The organism is Pseudomonas sp. OTU750018, from assembly GCF_011636575.1.
GTDB lineage: Bacteria > Pseudomonadota > Gammaproteobacteria > Pseudomonadales > Pseudomonadaceae > Aquipseudomonas > Aquipseudomonas peli.
The window spans coordinates 1452263-1466628 of the sequence record NZ_JAAPAU010000001.1; the positions used below are offsets into that span (position 1 = coordinate 1452263).

General features: G+C 61.2%; 15 protein-coding genes. 12 read left to right on the plus strand and 3 right to left on the minus strand.

Annotation, left to right across the window (positions count from 1 at the left end):
- Positions 1-9: 9 nt before the first annotated feature.
- Genes pyrR through HCI85_RS06855 form a run of 3 tightly spaced genes read left to right on the plus strand, consistent with a single transcriptional unit; the run spans position 10 to position 2808 of the window.
- Complete coding sequence (gene pyrR / locus HCI85_RS06845) at positions 10-516, plus strand: bifunctional pyr operon transcriptional regulator/uracil phosphoribosyltransferase PyrR (RefSeq protein ID WP_167143385.1); 507 nt, start codon at positions 10-12, stop codon at positions 514-516.
- Positions 517-526: 10 nt separating this feature from the next.
- The gene (locus HCI85_RS06850) at positions 527-1537 is read left to right on the plus strand and encodes an aspartate carbamoyltransferase catalytic subunit (protein WP_167143388.1); all 1011 of its coding nucleotides are present in this window, start codon (positions 527-529) and stop codon (positions 1535-1537) included.
- Positions 1537-2808, plus strand: a complete 1272-nt coding sequence (locus HCI85_RS06855; RefSeq protein WP_167143391.1) for a dihydroorotase — start codon at positions 1537-1539, stop codon at positions 2806-2808. Before HCI85_RS06850 ends, HCI85_RS06855 begins: the two co-directional genes overlap by 1 nt.
- 54 nt (positions 2809-2862) lie before the next feature.
- Here HCI85_RS06855 and HCI85_RS06860 read toward each other — a convergent pair whose 3' ends face one another.
- Positions 2863-3261 carry an NINE protein gene (locus HCI85_RS06860; RefSeq protein WP_090250106.1) on the minus strand — a complete coding sequence of 133 codons (399 nt, stop codon included), beginning with the start codon at positions 3259-3261 and terminating at the stop codon, positions 2863-2865.
- 156 nt (positions 3262-3417) lie between these two features.
- On the opposite strand from HCI85_RS06860, the gene HCI85_RS06865 reads away from it, so the two are divergent.
- Both HCI85_RS06865 and HCI85_RS06870 read left to right on the plus strand, forming a co-directional pair.
- Positions 3418-4629: a putative DNA modification/repair radical SAM protein gene (locus HCI85_RS06865; RefSeq protein ID WP_167143394.1), complete on the plus strand. Its 1212-nt coding sequence runs from the start codon at positions 3418-3420 to the stop codon at positions 4627-4629.
- Positions 4629-5507, plus strand: a complete 879-nt coding sequence (locus tag HCI85_RS06870; protein WP_167143397.1) for a TIGR03915 family putative DNA repair protein — start codon at positions 4629-4631, stop codon at positions 5505-5507. The genes HCI85_RS06865 and HCI85_RS06870 overlap by 1 nt, the downstream gene beginning before the upstream one ends.
- Here HCI85_RS06870 and HCI85_RS06875 read toward each other — a convergent pair.
- Both HCI85_RS06875 and HCI85_RS06880 read right to left on the minus strand, forming a co-directional pair.
- The gene (locus HCI85_RS06875; RefSeq protein ID WP_090250113.1) at positions 5473-6618 is read right to left on the minus strand and encodes a PilT/PilU family type 4a pilus ATPase; all 1146 of its coding nucleotides are present in this window, start codon (positions 6616-6618) and stop codon (positions 5473-5475) included. The two genes, HCI85_RS06870 and HCI85_RS06875, sit on opposite strands and share 35 nt — an antisense overlap.
- A gap of 106 nt (positions 6619-6724) precedes the next feature.
- Positions 6725-7759: a type IV pilus twitching motility protein PilT gene (locus HCI85_RS06880; RefSeq protein ID WP_090250115.1), complete on the minus strand. Its 1035-nt coding sequence runs from the start codon at positions 7757-7759 to the stop codon at positions 6725-6727.
- Positions 7760-7822: 63 nt separating this feature from the next.
- On the opposite strand from HCI85_RS06880, the gene HCI85_RS06885 reads away from it, so the two are divergent.
- The 7 genes from HCI85_RS06885 (at position 7823) to metW (ending at position 14363) form a co-directional block, all read left to right on the plus strand.
- Positions 7823-8509 carry a YggS family pyridoxal phosphate-dependent enzyme gene (locus HCI85_RS06885; RefSeq protein ID WP_090250118.1) on the plus strand — a complete coding sequence of 229 codons (687 nt, stop codon included), beginning with the start codon at positions 7823-7825 and terminating at the stop codon, positions 8507-8509.
- 35 nt (positions 8510-8544) lie between these two features.
- Positions 8545-9363 (plus strand): pyrroline-5-carboxylate reductase, encoded by an 819-nt coding sequence (proC, locus tag HCI85_RS06890; RefSeq protein ID WP_167143400.1) that lies wholly within the window; start codon positions 8545-8547, stop codon positions 9361-9363.
- A 9-nt stretch (positions 9364-9372) separates the two neighbouring features.
- The gene (locus HCI85_RS06895) at positions 9373-9963 is read left to right on the plus strand and encodes a YggT family protein (RefSeq protein ID WP_160085796.1); all 591 of its coding nucleotides are present in this window, start codon (positions 9373-9375) and stop codon (positions 9961-9963) included.
- 13 nt (positions 9964-9976) lie between these two features.
- On the plus strand, positions 9977-10273 hold the full coding sequence (locus tag HCI85_RS06900; RefSeq protein WP_167143405.1) for a DUF167 domain-containing protein: 297 nt from the start codon (positions 9977-9979) through the stop codon (positions 10271-10273).
- Positions 10274-10509: 236 nt separating this feature from the next.
- The gene (locus tag HCI85_RS06905) at positions 10510-12492 is read left to right on the plus strand and encodes a dynamin-like GTPase family protein (protein WP_167143408.1); all 1983 of its coding nucleotides are present in this window, start codon (positions 10510-10512) and stop codon (positions 12490-12492) included.
- A gap of 108 nt (positions 12493-12600) precedes the next feature.
- Complete coding sequence (gene metX / locus HCI85_RS06910; protein WP_167143411.1) at positions 12601-13740, plus strand: homoserine O-succinyltransferase MetX; 1140 nt, start codon at positions 12601-12603, stop codon at positions 13738-13740.
- A 2-nt stretch (positions 13741-13742) separates the two neighbouring features.
- Positions 13743-14363, plus strand: coding sequence for a methionine biosynthesis protein MetW (gene metW, locus HCI85_RS06915; protein ID WP_167143414.1), 621 nt, complete (start codon positions 13743-13745; stop codon positions 14361-14363).
- Positions 14364-14366 lie beyond the last annotated feature (3 nt).

A 14366-nucleotide genomic window follows, 5' to 3' on the forward strand; every position in this document is an offset into this window, starting at 1 on the left:
AGTGTTGCCATGAGCTTACCCAACCCGGCCGAACTGCTACCACAAATGGCCGCAGCCCTGACCAGCCACCTGAATCAGCGGCGGATCAGTGAACCGCGCTTTATTGGCATCCGTACCGGCGGCGTTTGGGTTGCTCAAGCACTGCTCGAAGCCTTGGGCCGCGACGATGCGCTGGGCATTCTCGATGTGTCCTTCTACCGTGACGACTTCACCCAAAACGGCCTGCACCCGCAAGTGCAGCCGTCCGAGCTGCCGTTCGAAATCGAAGGCCAGCACCTGGTGCTGATCGACGACGTACTGATGAGCGGCCGTACCATCCGCGCCGCGCTCAACGAACTGTTCGATTATGGCCGCCCAGCCAGCGTGACCCTGGTCAGCCTGCTTGACCTGAATGCCCGCGAGCTGCCGATCCGTCCGGATGTGGTCGGCGCGACCCTGTCGCTGGCGGCGGATCAGCGGGTAAAATTGTCCGGCCCCACGCCGCTGACACTCGAACTCCAGACGCTTGCCCACTGAGACTCGCCAGATGACGACCATAGCCGCCAAGCGCCCGCTGCAGCTGAATGACCAAGGCCAACTGCGCCACTTCCTCTCCCTCGACGGTCTGCCCCGCGAGTTGCTGACGGAAATCCTCGATACCGCCGACTCTTTCCTCGAAGTCGGCGCCCGCGCCGTGAAGAAAGTCCCGCTGTTGCGCGGCAAGACCGTGTGCAACGTGTTCTTCGAGAATTCCACGCGCACCCGCACCACCTTCGAGCTGGCGGCCCAGCGCCTGTCGGCCGACGTGATCAGCCTCAACGTGTCGACCAGCTCCACCAGCAAGGGCGAAACGCTGTTCGACACCCTGCGCAATCTGGAAGCCATGGCCGCCGACATCTTCGTCGTGCGTCACGCTGACTCCGGTGCCGCACACTTTATCGCCGAGCATGTGTGCCCGAACCTGGCGATCATCAACGGTGGCGACGGCCGTCACGCCCACCCGACTCAGGGCATGCTCGATATGCTGACCATTCGCCGGCATAAAGGCAGCTTCGAGAACCTCTCGGTAGCTATCGTCGGCGACATCCTGCATTCGCGCGTGGCACGCTCGAATATGCTGGCGCTGAAGACACTCGGTTGCCCGGATATCCGCGTAATTGCACCAAAGACCCTACTGCCGGTCGGTATCGAGCAATACGGTGTGACCGTTTACAGCGACCTCGCCGCCGGTCTCAAAGACGTCGACGTGGTGATCATGCTGCGCCTGCAACGTGAACGCATGACCGGCGGCCTACTGCCGAGCGAAGGCGAGTTCTATCGCCTGTTCGGCCTGACCGAAGAGCGCCTCAAACTGGCCAAGCCGGATGCGCTGGTCATGCACCCAGGGCCGATCAACCGCGGAGTGGAGATCGAATCGGCAGTGGCCGACGGCCCGCAATCGGTGATTCTTAACCAGGTCACCTACGGCATCGCCATCCGCATGGCCGTGCTGTCCATGGCCATGAGCGGGCAAAACGCCCAGCGCCAACTTAATCAAGATGCCGAGGAACAGAACTGATGCGTATCCGTATCCTCGGAGCCCGGGTAATCGACCCCAGCAGCGGCTTCGATCAGCAAGCTGATATCTATATCGAAAGCGGCAAGATTGTTGCCATCGGCCATATCCCTGCTGGCTTCGTTGCCGAGCAGAGCATCGACGCCCAAGGCCTGATCGCCGCACCTGGCCTGGTCGACCTCAACGTCGCCCTGCGCGAGCCAGGCTATAGCCGTAAAGGCAGCATCGCCACGGAAACCCTGGCCGCAGCCGCCGGCGGCGTCACCAGCCTGTGCTGCCCGCCCTTCACCAAGCCAGTGCTGGACACCCCGGCTGTCGCCGAGCTGATTCTCGACCGCGCCCGCGAAGCCGGGCACACCAAGGTGTTCCCGATTGGCGCACTGAGTAAAGGCCTCGAAGGCGAGCAGCTGGCCGAGCTGGTAGCCCTGCGGGACGCGGGCTGCGTGGCCTTCGGCAACGGCCTGGACAGTTTCAGCAATAACCGCACCCTGCGCCGCGCCCTGGAATACGCCGCCACCTTTGACCTGACGGTGATCTTCCATTCTCAGGATCACGACCTGGCTGAAGGCGGCCTGGCTCATGAGGGCGCCACTGCCAGCTTCCTTGGCCTACCGGGCATTCCGGAAACCGCGGAAACTGTGGCCCTTGCCCGCGACCTGCTGCTGGTCGAGCAGACCGGCGTGCGTGCGCACTTCAGCCAACTGACCAGCGCGCGTGGCGCCCAGCTGATCGCCGACGCCCAGGCCCGTGGCCTACCGGTCACCGCCGATGTGGCGCTGTATCAGCTGATCCTTACCGATGAAGCGCTGAGCGACTTCTCCAGCCTGTACCACGTACAGCCGCCGCTGCGCACCGCCGCTGACCGCGATGGCCTGCGCGCCGCCGTGAAAAGCGGGGTGATCTCGGCCATATCTAGCCACCATCAGCCGCATGAGCGCGACGCCAAGCTGGCACCCTTCGGAGCCACCGAGCCCGGCATCAGCAGCGTGCAACTGTTACTGCCGCTGGCCATGAGTCTGGTGCAGGATGGCCTGCTCGACCTGCCCACCCTGCTCGCTCGCCTCAGCAGTGGCCCGGCGCAAGCGCTGCGTCTGCCTGCTGGCAAACTGAGCGTGGGCGCTCCCGCCGACCTGCTGCTGCTTGATCCTCAGGCCTCGACGCTGGCTGGGGAGAGCTGGTATTCGAAAGGGGCCAACTGCCCCTTTATCGGCCACTGCCTGCCGTGCGCCGTGCGTTACACCCTGGTAGATGGGCATATCAGCTACCAGGCGTGATGCCTCATGCCACAAAAAAGCCCGCCAATTGGCGGGCTTTTTCTTGCCTGAACCTTAGCTGCGTTCGGCGTTCTTGATCGACACCTGGGAGTTCAGCGTCCAGAAGTCATACAGCACACCGAGCAGGAACAGACCACCCGTAAACAGGTAGATGATCCCGGTGATCCACTTACCTTGGTACATGCGGTGCACACCGAAGATGCCGAGGAAAGTCAGCAAGATCCAGGCGACGTTGTAATCAGTATCGCCGGCGGTAAAGCGCAGATCGGCCTCGCGATCCATCGCCGGAATCAGAAACAGGTCGACGATCCAGCCAATAAACAGCAGGCCGAAGGTGAAGAACCAGATGGTCCCGGTTACTGGCTTGCCGTAATAGAAACGGTGCGCGCCGAGAAAACCGAAAATCCACAGCAGATAGCCGATAAGTTTGCTGTGCGTGTCCTGTCGCTGCATAGGTGTGCCTCCTGATGGCTGGTATCACTTTGACGCCACACTCTACGCAAGGTTCGCTGCCCTGGGAAATCCACGGCACGTTCAGTCATCCCAACGCTTGATGCCTGCTGAAGATTGCTAAATACTGTATGCATAAACAGTTAAGCAGACATCACCATGCAGCTGATCGAAAAACTCACGGTACTTGCCGACGCCGCCAAATACGACGCGTCTTGCGCCAGCAGCGGCGCACCTAACCGCAGTTCAAAAGGCAAAAGCGGCATCGGCTCGACCAATGGCATGGGCATCTGCCACAGCTTCACCCCAGATGGACGCTGCGTGGCGCTGTTGAAGATCCTGCTGACCAATTTCTGCCTGTATGACTGCCAGTACTGCGTAAACCGCCGCTCCAGCGACGTACCGCGCGCGCGATTTACCCCAGAAGAAGTGGTGACTCTGACCCTCGACTTCTACAAACGTAATTGCATCAGCGGGCTGTTTCTCAGCTCGGGGATTATCCGTTCGGCCGACTACACCATGGAGCAACTGGTCCGTGTGGCCAAGCTGCTGCGTGAAGAGCACGAATTTCGCGGCTATATCCACCTCAAGACCATCCCCGACGCCGACCCGCTATTGATTGCCGAAGCAGGGCGTTATGCCGACCGCCTTAGCGTGAATATCGAACTGCCCACCGAAAGCAGCCTGATTCGCCTGGCCCCGGAAAAGCAGGTGCGCACCATCAAGCAGGCCATGCACTCGATCCACCAGGGCGAGAGCGAAGCGCGCGCGGAAAAGCGCGCACCGCGTTTCGCCCCGGCCGGGCAGAGCACACAGATGATCATTGGTGCCGATGCCACCGACGACAGCACCATTCTGCATACGGCCGCGTCGCTCTACGGCAACTACCGCCTGCGCCGGGTGTATTACTCGGCATTCAGCCCGATCCCGCAGAGCCCGAACACCGTGCCCTTCGAAGCGCCGCCCTTGTTACGCGAGCACCGCCTGTATCAAGCCGACTTCCTGCTGCGCGGCTACGGTTTCGACGTGAATGAGCTGCTCAGCGGCCCCGGTAACCTGGCGCTGGATATCGACCCGAAACTGGCCTGGGCGCTGAACAACCGTGAGCACTTCCCCGTCGACCTCAATCGCGCCGAACCGTCAATGATCGCTCGCGTGCCTGGAATCGGCGTACTCAGTGCGAAACGCTTGGTTGCCCTGCGCCGGCAGAAGCGCATCCGCTTTGAAGACCTGACGCGCCTGCGCTGCGCCTTGGAAAAGGCCAAACCCTTTATCGTCACCCATGACTATCGCCCCCTGCAGGCCAGCCGCGAATCCCTGCTGCTGCGCCAGCAGCTCAGCGAAACCCCAGCACAGATGGCGCTGTGGTAATGCACCACGCCTCATTTGACGGCAGCTTTCCCGGTTGGCGCGAGGTTGCCAGAAACCTGGTGCAGCACGGTATACCGCCGCATCAGATCACGTGGCTGGGCAACAACGACAGCGGTGGGTTGTTTGACCAAGCACCGATAAGCCTCACGTCTACGGTGACAAACCCTGCACCGCGGATCCCCAAGCAGCTGCTGGAGCTGCTGCAAAGCGCCGCACACTTTCGTGTCGAGGACCGCTGGAGTCTGCTCTACCGGATTCTCTGGCGGGTCGCTCAGGGTGATCGCGCAGCCATGCTGCCGGGAGACATCGATGGCAGCCAGCTGCATAAACGGCTAAAAGCGGTGCGCCGCGAAGCCCACCACCTGCATGCCTTTCTGCGTTTTCATCCGCGCCCCGAAGACGCCGAAGGGCCACAGCTGGTGGCCTGGCATGAACCGGCCCATGACATCCTGGCCAGTGCCAGTGGGCACTTTGCCGAGCGCCTCGGGCGCACCCGCTGGTTGATTGCCACACCGGATGACGGTGTGTATTGGGATGGCCAGCGCCTGCATTACCAGCGCCCTTGCCCGAGTGAGTGGCAACGCCTGGCGCAAACGCCCGAGGATACGGGGGAAGCCCTGTGGCTGGCGTATTACGGCAGCACGTTCAACCCTGCGCGGCTCAACCGCAGCGCACTGGAAACCAGCATGCCGGTGCGTTTCTGGAGAAACCTCCCGGAAGGCCCGCTGATTCCGCAACTGATGAGCCAGGCTCGCGCCGGCGCGCAACGCGATGGCCAAGCCGAATCCGTTGCGCGACAGGGTGGCAAACGCATCCATCACCCCAACGCGAAACCGGCGCCAATCAACGAAAACGACGACCTGGATCGTCCTGACTGACTTCCAGTGACAAACCCTGCGCCATGCTGCTCAGGTGATCGCCATCCGTTTCCGAACCGAGCTTGATCATCAAGCGCAGGTCGTTGGCCGAATCCGCATACAGCAGCGCATCTTCGTAGGTGATTTCGCCCTGGCTGTAGAGGTTATACAGCGCCTGGTCGAAGGTCTGCATGCCCTGCTCGGTGGAGCGTTTCATCAGCGCCTTGAGCTCGTGCACCTCACCCTTGCGGATCAGGTCGGCCGCCAGCGGGGTGTTGATCAATACCTCAATCACTGCGCGGCGGCCTTTGCCGTCCGGGGTTGGGATCAGTTGCTGGGCGACGATGGCCTTGAGGTTGAGCGACAGGTCCATCCACACCTGGTTCTGCCGATCGGAGGGGAAGAAGTTGATGATGCGATCAAGCGCCTGGTTGGCGTTGTTGGCGTGCAGCGTGGCCAGACACAAGTGCCCTGTCTCGGCGAAGGCCACGGCGTGGTCCATGGTTTCGCGGGTACGCACCTCACCGATGAGAATCACATCCGGCGCCTGGCGCAGGGTGTTCTTCAACGCCACTTCAAAGGATTCGGTGTCGATGCCCACCTCACGCTGAGTGACGATGCAGCTCTGGTGCTGGTGTATGTATTCAATCGGGTCTTCGATGGAGATGATGTGGCCGCTGCTGTTCTTGTTGCGGTAGCCAATCATTGCCGCCAACGAGGTCGATTTTCCGGTACCGGTCGCACCGACAAACAACACCAGACCGCGTTTGGTCAGGGCCAATTTCTTGAGGATTTCCGGCAGTTTCAACTCGTCCAGCGTCGGGATATTGGTCTCGATACGACGCAGTACCATCCCCGCCAGGTTACGTTGATAAAACGCACTAACGCGGAAGCGGCCGACGCCGCGTGCGCTGATGGCGAAGTTGCACTCGTGGTTCTCGGTAAAATCGCGGCGCTGCTGCTCATTCATCACAGCATGCACGGTTTCACGCGTCTGCTCTGGCGACATGGGCGTCTTAGTGATCGGCATAATCTTGCCGTTGACCTTCATCGACGGCGGTACGCCGGCGGTAATAAACAGGTCAGAGCCGCCCTTTTCCACCATCAGGCGCAGCAGTTTTTCGAATTCCATCGTTGTTCGCCCATGTGCATCACGCGGTTATGCAAGGCCAGCGGCAGACGCGTGAATGGCCGCTGGGCTGAACCCGACAGGCGAATGCCGGCCAGGTACTGTCGATTTAGAAGTTTTCTGGCGTTTTGGCTTTTTCGCGCGCGGCTTCGCGGCTTACGATGCCCTTGGTCACCAGAGTTTTCAGGCAGGAGTCCAGGGTCTGCATGCCCAGCGAGCCACCGGTCTGAATGGCCGAGTACATCTGCGCCACCTTGTCCTCGCGGATCAGGTTACGGATGGCCGGGGTGCCAATCATGATTTCGTGGGCCGCCACACGACCGCCGCCGATCTTCTTCAGCAGGGTCTGCGAGATAACCGATTGCAGCGATTCGGAGAGCATGGAACGAACCATGGACTTCTCTTCGGCCGGGAATACGTCAACCACGCGGTCGATGGTCTTGGCCGCCGAGGTGGTGTGCAGGGTGCCAAACACCAAGTGGCCGGTTTCCGCGGCGGTCAGGGCCAGGCGGATGGTTTCCAGATCGCGCATCTCGCCGACCAGGATGATGTCCGGGTCTTCCCGCAGTGCCGAGCGCAGGGCTTCGGAGAAGCCGAGGGTGTCGCGGTGCACCTCACGCTGGTTGATCAGGCACTTTTTCGACTCGTGAACGAATTCGATTGGGTCTTCGACCGTCAGAATATGGTGATACTTGTTGCTGTTTATATAGTCGAGCATCGCCGCCAGGGTGGTCGACTTGCCCGAACCGGTTGGCCCGGTCACCAGCACCAGGCCGCGCGGCACATCGGAAATCTTGCGGAATATCTCTCCCATGCCGAGGTCTTCCATGCTCAGCACTTTCGACGGAATGGTCCGGAATACCGCGCCAGAACCACGATTCTGATTGAAGGCGTTAACCCGGAAACGCGCCACGCCGGGTACTTCGAAGGAGAAGTCGGTCTCGAGGAACTCCTCGAAATCCTTGCGCTGCTTGTCGTTCATGATGTCGTAGATCAGTGCGTGCACCTGTTTATGGTCCAACGCAGGCAAATTGATCCGGCGAACATCACCGTCGACCCGAATCATCGGAGGCAGGCCAGCGGAGAGATGCAGGTCCGATGCACCTTGCTTGGCGCTGAAGGCCAGCAATTCAGTGATATCCATGGGACTCCCTAATGACAGACAAGCAGGTAGAATGCCGCGAAACCCAGGCGGCGGGCGCAAGTAATGTCCACGATAGCAGAGAATATTGCAAAGGTCGGAGTGCGCATCCGTGAGGCGGCGCAAGCCTCGCAGCGAGATTGTGCGACTGTTGGCCTACTCGCGGTGAGCAAAACCAAACCGGCCGAAGCAATTCGCCAGGCCTTTGCAGCCGGCACCTGCGATTTCGGTGAAAACTACCTGCAGGAAGCCCTGGAAAAGCAGGCAGAATTGAGCGACCTGCCGCTGACCTGGCACTTTATCGGTCCGATCCAATCGAACAAAACCAAGCCCATCGCCGAGCACTTTGCCTGGGTGCATTCGGTGGATCGCCTGAAAATCGCCCAGCGCCTGTCGGATCAACGTCCGGCGCATCTGCCGCCGTTGAATATCTGCCTGCAGGTGAATGTCAGCGGTGAGGCCAGCAAATCTGGCTGCAACCCTGATGAGCTGCAGGCCCTGGCACAAGCGGTTACACAACTGCCCAACCTGCGCCTACGCGGATTGATGACAATCCCCGAGCCCACCGATGACCCCAGCGAGCAACGCGCCGCCTTCGCCCGCCTGCGCGAGCTGATGCAAGGCCTGAACCTGGACCTCGACACCTTGTCCATGGGCATGAGCCATGACCTGGAGGCCGCCATCGCCGAAGGCGCAACCTGGGTCAGGATTGGCACCGCCCTCTTCGGCGCACGTGACTACAGCACAACCTGATTGAGTTTGCCTTCAGCTATAAAAGGAAGCCCGTTATGACCACGCCTCGCATTGCCTTTATCGGCGCCGGCAATATGGCCGCCAGCCTGATCGGCGGACTGCGCGCCCAGGGCACTGATGCCAGCGCCATTCGCGCCAGTGACCGCGGCGCCGAACAGCGCAATAAGATCAGCGCCGAACATGGCATCGAAACCTTTGCCAGCAACGCCGAGGCGATTCAGGGCGCGGACGTGATCGTGCTGTCGATCAAGCCGCAGGTGATGAAAGAAGTCTGCCTGGATCTCGCCGCACATATCGGCGAACAGCAGCTGGTGGTGTCGATTGCCGCCGGCATCAGCTGCGCCAGCCTGGAAAGCTGGCTCGGCCCACGTGCGATTGTGCGCTGCATGCCCAACACGCCGGCGCTGCTGCGCCAGGGCGTCAGCGGCCTGTATAGCAATGCTCAGGTTTCGCCGGCCCAGCGCCAGCAGGCCGAACAGCTGCTCAGCGCCGTCGGCCTGGCACTGTGGCTGGATCAGGAAGCACAGATCGATGCCGTGACCGCCGTGTCCGGCAGCGGCCCGGCGTATTTCTTCCTGCTGATCGAGGCCATGACCGCCGCGGGCGAGAAACTCGGCCTGCCGCGCGAAACCGCTGCCCAGCTAACACTGCACACCGCCCTCGGCGCGGCCCGTATGGCTGTGGCCAGCGATGTCGATGCCAGCGAACTACGCCGCCGGGTAACCTCACCGGCTGGCACCACCGAGGCTGCGATCAAGACCTTCCAGGCTGACGGCTTCGAGACCTTGGTCGAGAAAGCCCTGAATGCCGCCGCCCACCGCTCTGCCGAGCTCGCCGAACAACTCGGTCAATAAGGAACGAAAATGATCGGACTCAACACCGCCGCCGTTTACATCCTGCAGACCATTGGCAGCCTCTACCTGCTGATCGTATTGCTGCGTTTTATCCTGCAACTGGTACGTGCAGACTTCTACAACCCGCTCAGCCAGTTCATTGTGCGTGCCACCCATCCGCTGCTGAAACCGCTGCGCAAGGTGATTCCAAGCGTCGCCGGGCTTGATCTGGCCTCGCTGGTGCTGGCCATTTTGGTGCAGCTCGTGCTGATGGCACTCACCCTGATGCTCCTTGGTTATGGCCTGGAGAACCCGCTGCAGCTGCTGGTGTGGTCGATCATTGGCGTCACTGCACTGTTCCTCAAGGTGTTCTTCTTCGCCCTGATCATCAGCGTGATTCTGTCCTGGGTCGCCCAAGGCAGCCATAACCCCACCGCCATGCTGATCAATCAGATCTGCGAGCCGCTGCTGTCGCCAATTCGCCGCATTCTGCCGAGCATGGGCGGGCTGGATCTGTCGCCGATCGTCGCGTTCCTGCTGCTCAACCTGATCGACATGCTGGTGATCCGCAACTTGGCGGTCATGACTGGTATGTACAAAGGCCTCAGTTTGGCAATCTGACCGCGAGCGCCGGATGAGCCACTTTCGCTGGGACGGCGCCGACCTGATTCTCGAGTGCCACCTGCAGCCTAAGGCGAGCAAGGATGAGTTCGCGGGGCTGCATGGTGAGCGGGTGAAAATCCGTCTTACCGCACCGCCTGTAGATGGCAAAGCCAATGCCCAGCTGCTGGCGTTCCTCGCCAGCGTATTTGCAGTCAGCAAAAGCCAGGTCAGCCTGGAAAGCGGTCAACAAAGCCGGCAAAAGCGCGTGCGCATCAAACAACCACAGCGTTTACCCACCGAACTCGCACTGACCGCTCGGTCATCCTGACCGACCATAAGGCGGGCGGGCGACGACATGCGATTGACGCCATAGCTGCGACCCGCATAATGCCAGGCAGGTCAATCCACGAACGTCGTGGATCTGGCGCAATTGCGCAGGCTTTAAAGCATTATCTGCCGCGTCAGTTGCCCACGCGGTACCGTTCAATGTGTGCCCGACTCAACCTGGGTGCCGTATAGCCCAGTCGCCCCACAATGGATGCGCCAACCGGAGGAAAGCCCAGGATGAGCATGGAACGTCTCAGTCAGCAGGTCGATGCTTACGTCGCCTGGAAGCGCGAGCTGATGCGCGAAATCACCCGCTATCGCAGCTGGCTGCTGACCAATCGACTCAACTCGGAGGCCGTGGAAGCCAAGCTTGAGCGCGCGCTTAAACTGTTGCGCACTGACCACATCACCCTGGCTTTTGTCGGCGAGTTCTCACGCGGCAAGACCGAGCTGATCAACAGCCTGTTCTTCTCCTCCTACGGCCAGCGCATGCTGCCGTCCCAGGCTGGGCGCACCACCATGTGCCCTACCGAGCTGTTCTTCGACCCACGTTCGGAGCGCTCCTATATCCGCCTGCTGCCCATCGAGACCCGCGTGTCCGAGGCCAGCGTGGCGCAGTTCAAACGTATTCCGCGGCACTGGGTAAATATTCCGCTGGACCTCAGCGACCCGGACAACATGGTTCAGGCCTTTATCCAGGTCGCCCGCACCAAACCCATGCCGGTCGAACAGGCGATTGCCCTGGGCTTTCACCCGGACATGCTGGAAAGCACCAATAAGCCCGGCGAAGTGCTGGTGCCAGCCTGGCGTCACGCCATGGTCAACTTCGACCACCCGTTGTTGCGTCAGGGTTTGCGCATCCTCGACACCCCAGGCCTAAACGCCCTCGGCAGTGAGCCGGAGCTGACCCTGTCGATGCTGCCCAGCGCCCAGGCGATCATCTTCCTGCTGTCCGCCGATACCGGTGTGACTGCCAGCGATATGGCCGTGTGGCAGCAGCATATCCGCCAACTCGACGAAGACACCCAGACCAGTCTGTTCGCCGTATTGAACAAGATCGACGTGCTCTGGGATGACCTGGCCGGCGAAGCCTTTGTGCAGAACGCCATCCGCCAGATTCAGACCAGCACCGCGCGCCAGCTCGGCATCCGCGTCGAGGACGTGCTGCCGCTGTCGGCCAAGCAGGCCATGCTGGCAAAGGTGCGCAAGGACCCGGAACTGCTGGCCCGCAGCCAGATGAGCAACCTGGAAAACCTGCTCTGCGAACGCATCATCGCGCAGAAGGAACGCCTGCTCGAAGACCGCGTAGTCAATCAGGTGCTGAGGCTGCTGCAGAACAGCCAGCACGTGCTCAACCTGCGTCTGGAAAAGGTCAACGAGCAACAGGGTCTGCTGAGCAATCACCAGCACGACAACGGCCAGATGCTGTTCGAGCTGACTGCCAAGACCAAGGAAGACCACAGCCAGCACCATAAACGCCTGCTTGGCCTGAAAACCAACCAGCGTTTGCTCAAACGTCAGGGCGACCTGCTGCGCCATGCCTCACGCAGCGAGCGCCTGGACGAACACCTGAGCAAGGTACGCAAGAACCTTACCGGCAGCTGGACCACCCTGGGTATCAACCAGGCCATCCTGCATTTCTTCCGCAGCGTGGAGCAGGACCTGCACAACCTGGCGCAGGAAGCCGACATGGCCAACAAGATGGTCGCGGCCATCTACCGTCGGCACAACGAAGAGAACCCGCTGCATGGCGTCGACGCACCGCAGTTCAACGTCAACCGCTACCTGCGTGAGCTCAAGCAGCAGCAGGCCAAGGCCGACCAGTTCCGCCTACAGCTTAAAACCCTGCTGACCGAACAGCGCAGCCTGACCAAACGCTTCTTCGCCACCCTGGTACAGGAAGTGATCGGCCTGCACCAGCGCATGCGCCAGGAAGCCGAACAGTGGGCCAGCGATGCACTGATGCCACTGATGCAGCACACCCTGGAGCACAAGCAGCTGCTGGAAACCCACATGCTGCGGCTTAAAGCTCTGGCCCAGGAAACCCAGCAGGCGCGTCAGCGCGGCCAGCAACTGGCGCGTTACAGCGGCGAACTGGAGCAGCAACTGGCGCAGGCCAACGACATGCTGCGCATCCTGCGGCGCCCTGCCCCCGTGCAGCGCCAGGGCAAGGTGGTCAACCTGCCAGGAGCTGCACGCCCGCACAGCATCGGCGAATAGCCCCGGTTCAGCTCTGCCATATCCGCCGTACCCCAGCCGCCCCATGCGCTTGCCGCCTGGGGCGGCGCTCTTTAGACTGCGGCTCTTCCTTTATTGCGAGCAGGGTCGATGTCGACTGCCTTTCCCCAAGACTCTGTTGGCCTGGTAACCCCGCAGGTGCTGCACTTTGCAGAACCTCTGGCGCTGGCCTGCGGGCGCAGCCTGGCCGACTACCAACTGATCTTTGAAACCTATGGCGAGCTGAATGCCACGGCAAGCAACGCCGTGCTGATCTGCCACGCCCTGTCCGGCCACCACCATGCCGCCGGTTATCACAGCGCGGAAGACCGTAAACCGGGCTGGTGGGACAGCTGCATCGGCCCCGGCAAGCCCATCGACACCAATAAGTTCTTTGTCGTCAGCCTGAACAACCTCGGCGGCTGCAACGGTTCCACCGGCCCCAGCAGCATCAACCCGGCCACAGGCAAACCCTTCGGCGCCGACTTCCCGGTAATGACCGTGGAAGACTGGGTACACAGCCAGGCGCGGCTGGCCGACAACCTCGGCATCCAGCAGTGGGCAGCGGTGATCGGCGGTAGCCTAGGCGGCATGCAGGCCATGCAATGGACCATCAGCTACCCCGAGCGCGTGCGTCACTGCCTAGCCATCGCCTCGGCGCCCAAGCTATCGGCGCAGAACATCGCCTTCAACGAAGTGGCGCGTCAGGCGATCCTCACTGACCCGCAATTCCATGGCGGACACTTTCAGGAACAGGGCGTGATCCCCAAGCGCGGGCTGATGCTGGCGCGCATGGTCGGTCACATCACCTACCTGTCGGATGACGCCATGGGCGAGAAATTCGGCCGTGGCCTGAAGAGCGAAAAGCTCAACTACGACTTCCACAGCGTCGAATTTCAGGTGGAAAGCTACCTGCGCTACCAGGGCGAAGAGTTCTCCGGGCGCTTTGACGCCAACACCTACCTGCTGATGACCAAGGCGCTGGACTACTTCGACCCGGCCGCGTCCTTCGATGGCGACCTGGCCAAGACCCTGGCCCACGTCAGCGCCGATTTTTGCGTGATGTCCTTCACCACCGACTGGCGCTTCTCGCCGGCACGCTCGCGGGAAATCGTCGATGCACTGACCGCCGCGCGGAAAAACGTCTGCTACCTGGAAATCGATGCGCCCCAGGGCCACGACGCCTTCCTCATGCCGATCCCGCGCTACCTGCAGGCGTTCGACAGCTATATGAAACGGATTAAGGTGTAGCCATGCGCGCGGATCTCGAAATCATCCAAGAGTGGATTCCCGCCGGTAGCCGGGTGCTTGACCTGGGTTGCGGCAATGGCGAGCTGCTCGCCTGGCTGGCCGAACACAAGCAGGTCAGCGGCTACGGCCTGGAAATCGATGCGGACAACATCGCTCAATGCGTGAGCAAGGGCGTCAACGTAATTGAGCAGAACCTCGACAAGGGCCTGGGCAACTTCGCCAGCAACAGCTTCGATGTGGTGGTCATGACCCAGTCGCTGCAAGCCCTGCATTACCCGGACAAAGTACTGGCGGAGATGCTGCGCGTCGGCAAGACCTGCATCATCACCTTCCCTAACTTCGGCCACTGGCACTGCCGCTGGTACCTCACCACCAAGGGCCGCATGCCGGTGTCGGATTTTCTCCCGTACACCTGGTTCAACACGCCGAACATCCATTTCTGCACCTTCGAAGACTTCGAAAAGCTGTGCCACGATCAGGGCGCAAAAGTTATGGATCGTCTGGCCGTGGACCGCGACCACCGGCACGGCTGGGCCAGCCGGATCTGGCCTAATCTGTTAGGTGAAATCGGCATTTACCGGATCAGCGGGCCTACTGCCCAGGATGTTCAAATCGCCAATTGAGCG

Excerpts from the sequence above, each read along its gene's own strand:
- pyrR (WP_167143385.1), top strand. The coding sequence starts at position 10 with ATGAGCTTACCCAACCCGGCCGAACTGCTACCACAAATGGCCGCAGCC.
- HCI85_RS06850 (WP_167143388.1), top strand. The coding sequence starts at position 527 with ATGACGACCATAGCCGCCAAGCGCCCGCTGCAGCTGAATGACCAAGGC.
- HCI85_RS06855 (WP_167143391.1), top strand. The coding sequence starts at position 1,537 with ATGCGTATCCGTATCCTCGGAGCCCGGGTAATCGACCCCAGCAGCGGC.
- HCI85_RS06860 (WP_090250106.1), bottom strand. The coding sequence starts at position 3,261 with ATGCAGCGACAGGACACGCACAGCAAACTTATCGGCTATCTGCTGTGG.
- HCI85_RS06865 (WP_167143394.1), top strand. The coding sequence starts at position 3,418 with ATGCAGCTGATCGAAAAACTCACGGTACTTGCCGACGCCGCCAAATAC.
- HCI85_RS06870 (WP_167143397.1), top strand. The coding sequence starts at position 4,629 with ATGCACCACGCCTCATTTGACGGCAGCTTTCCCGGTTGGCGCGAGGTT.
- HCI85_RS06875 (WP_090250113.1), bottom strand. The coding sequence starts at position 6,618 with ATGGAATTCGAAAAACTGCTGCGCCTGATGGTGGAAAAGGGCGGCTCT.
- HCI85_RS06880 (WP_090250115.1), bottom strand. The coding sequence starts at position 7,759 with ATGGATATCACTGAATTGCTGGCCTTCAGCGCCAAGCAAGGTGCATCG.
- HCI85_RS06885 (WP_090250118.1), top strand. The coding sequence starts at position 7,823 with ATGTCCACGATAGCAGAGAATATTGCAAAGGTCGGAGTGCGCATCCGT.
- proC (WP_167143400.1), top strand. The coding sequence starts at position 8,545 with ATGACCACGCCTCGCATTGCCTTTATCGGCGCCGGCAATATGGCCGCC.
- HCI85_RS06895 (WP_160085796.1), top strand. The coding sequence starts at position 9,373 with ATGATCGGACTCAACACCGCCGCCGTTTACATCCTGCAGACCATTGGC.
- HCI85_RS06900 (WP_167143405.1), top strand. The coding sequence starts at position 9,977 with ATGAGCCACTTTCGCTGGGACGGCGCCGACCTGATTCTCGAGTGCCAC.
- HCI85_RS06905 (WP_167143408.1), top strand. The coding sequence starts at position 10,510 with ATGAGCATGGAACGTCTCAGTCAGCAGGTCGATGCTTACGTCGCCTGG.
- metX (WP_167143411.1), top strand. The coding sequence starts at position 12,601 with ATGTCGACTGCCTTTCCCCAAGACTCTGTTGGCCTGGTAACCCCGCAG.
- metW (WP_167143414.1), top strand. The coding sequence starts at position 13,743 with ATGCGCGCGGATCTCGAAATCATCCAAGAGTGGATTCCCGCCGGTAGC.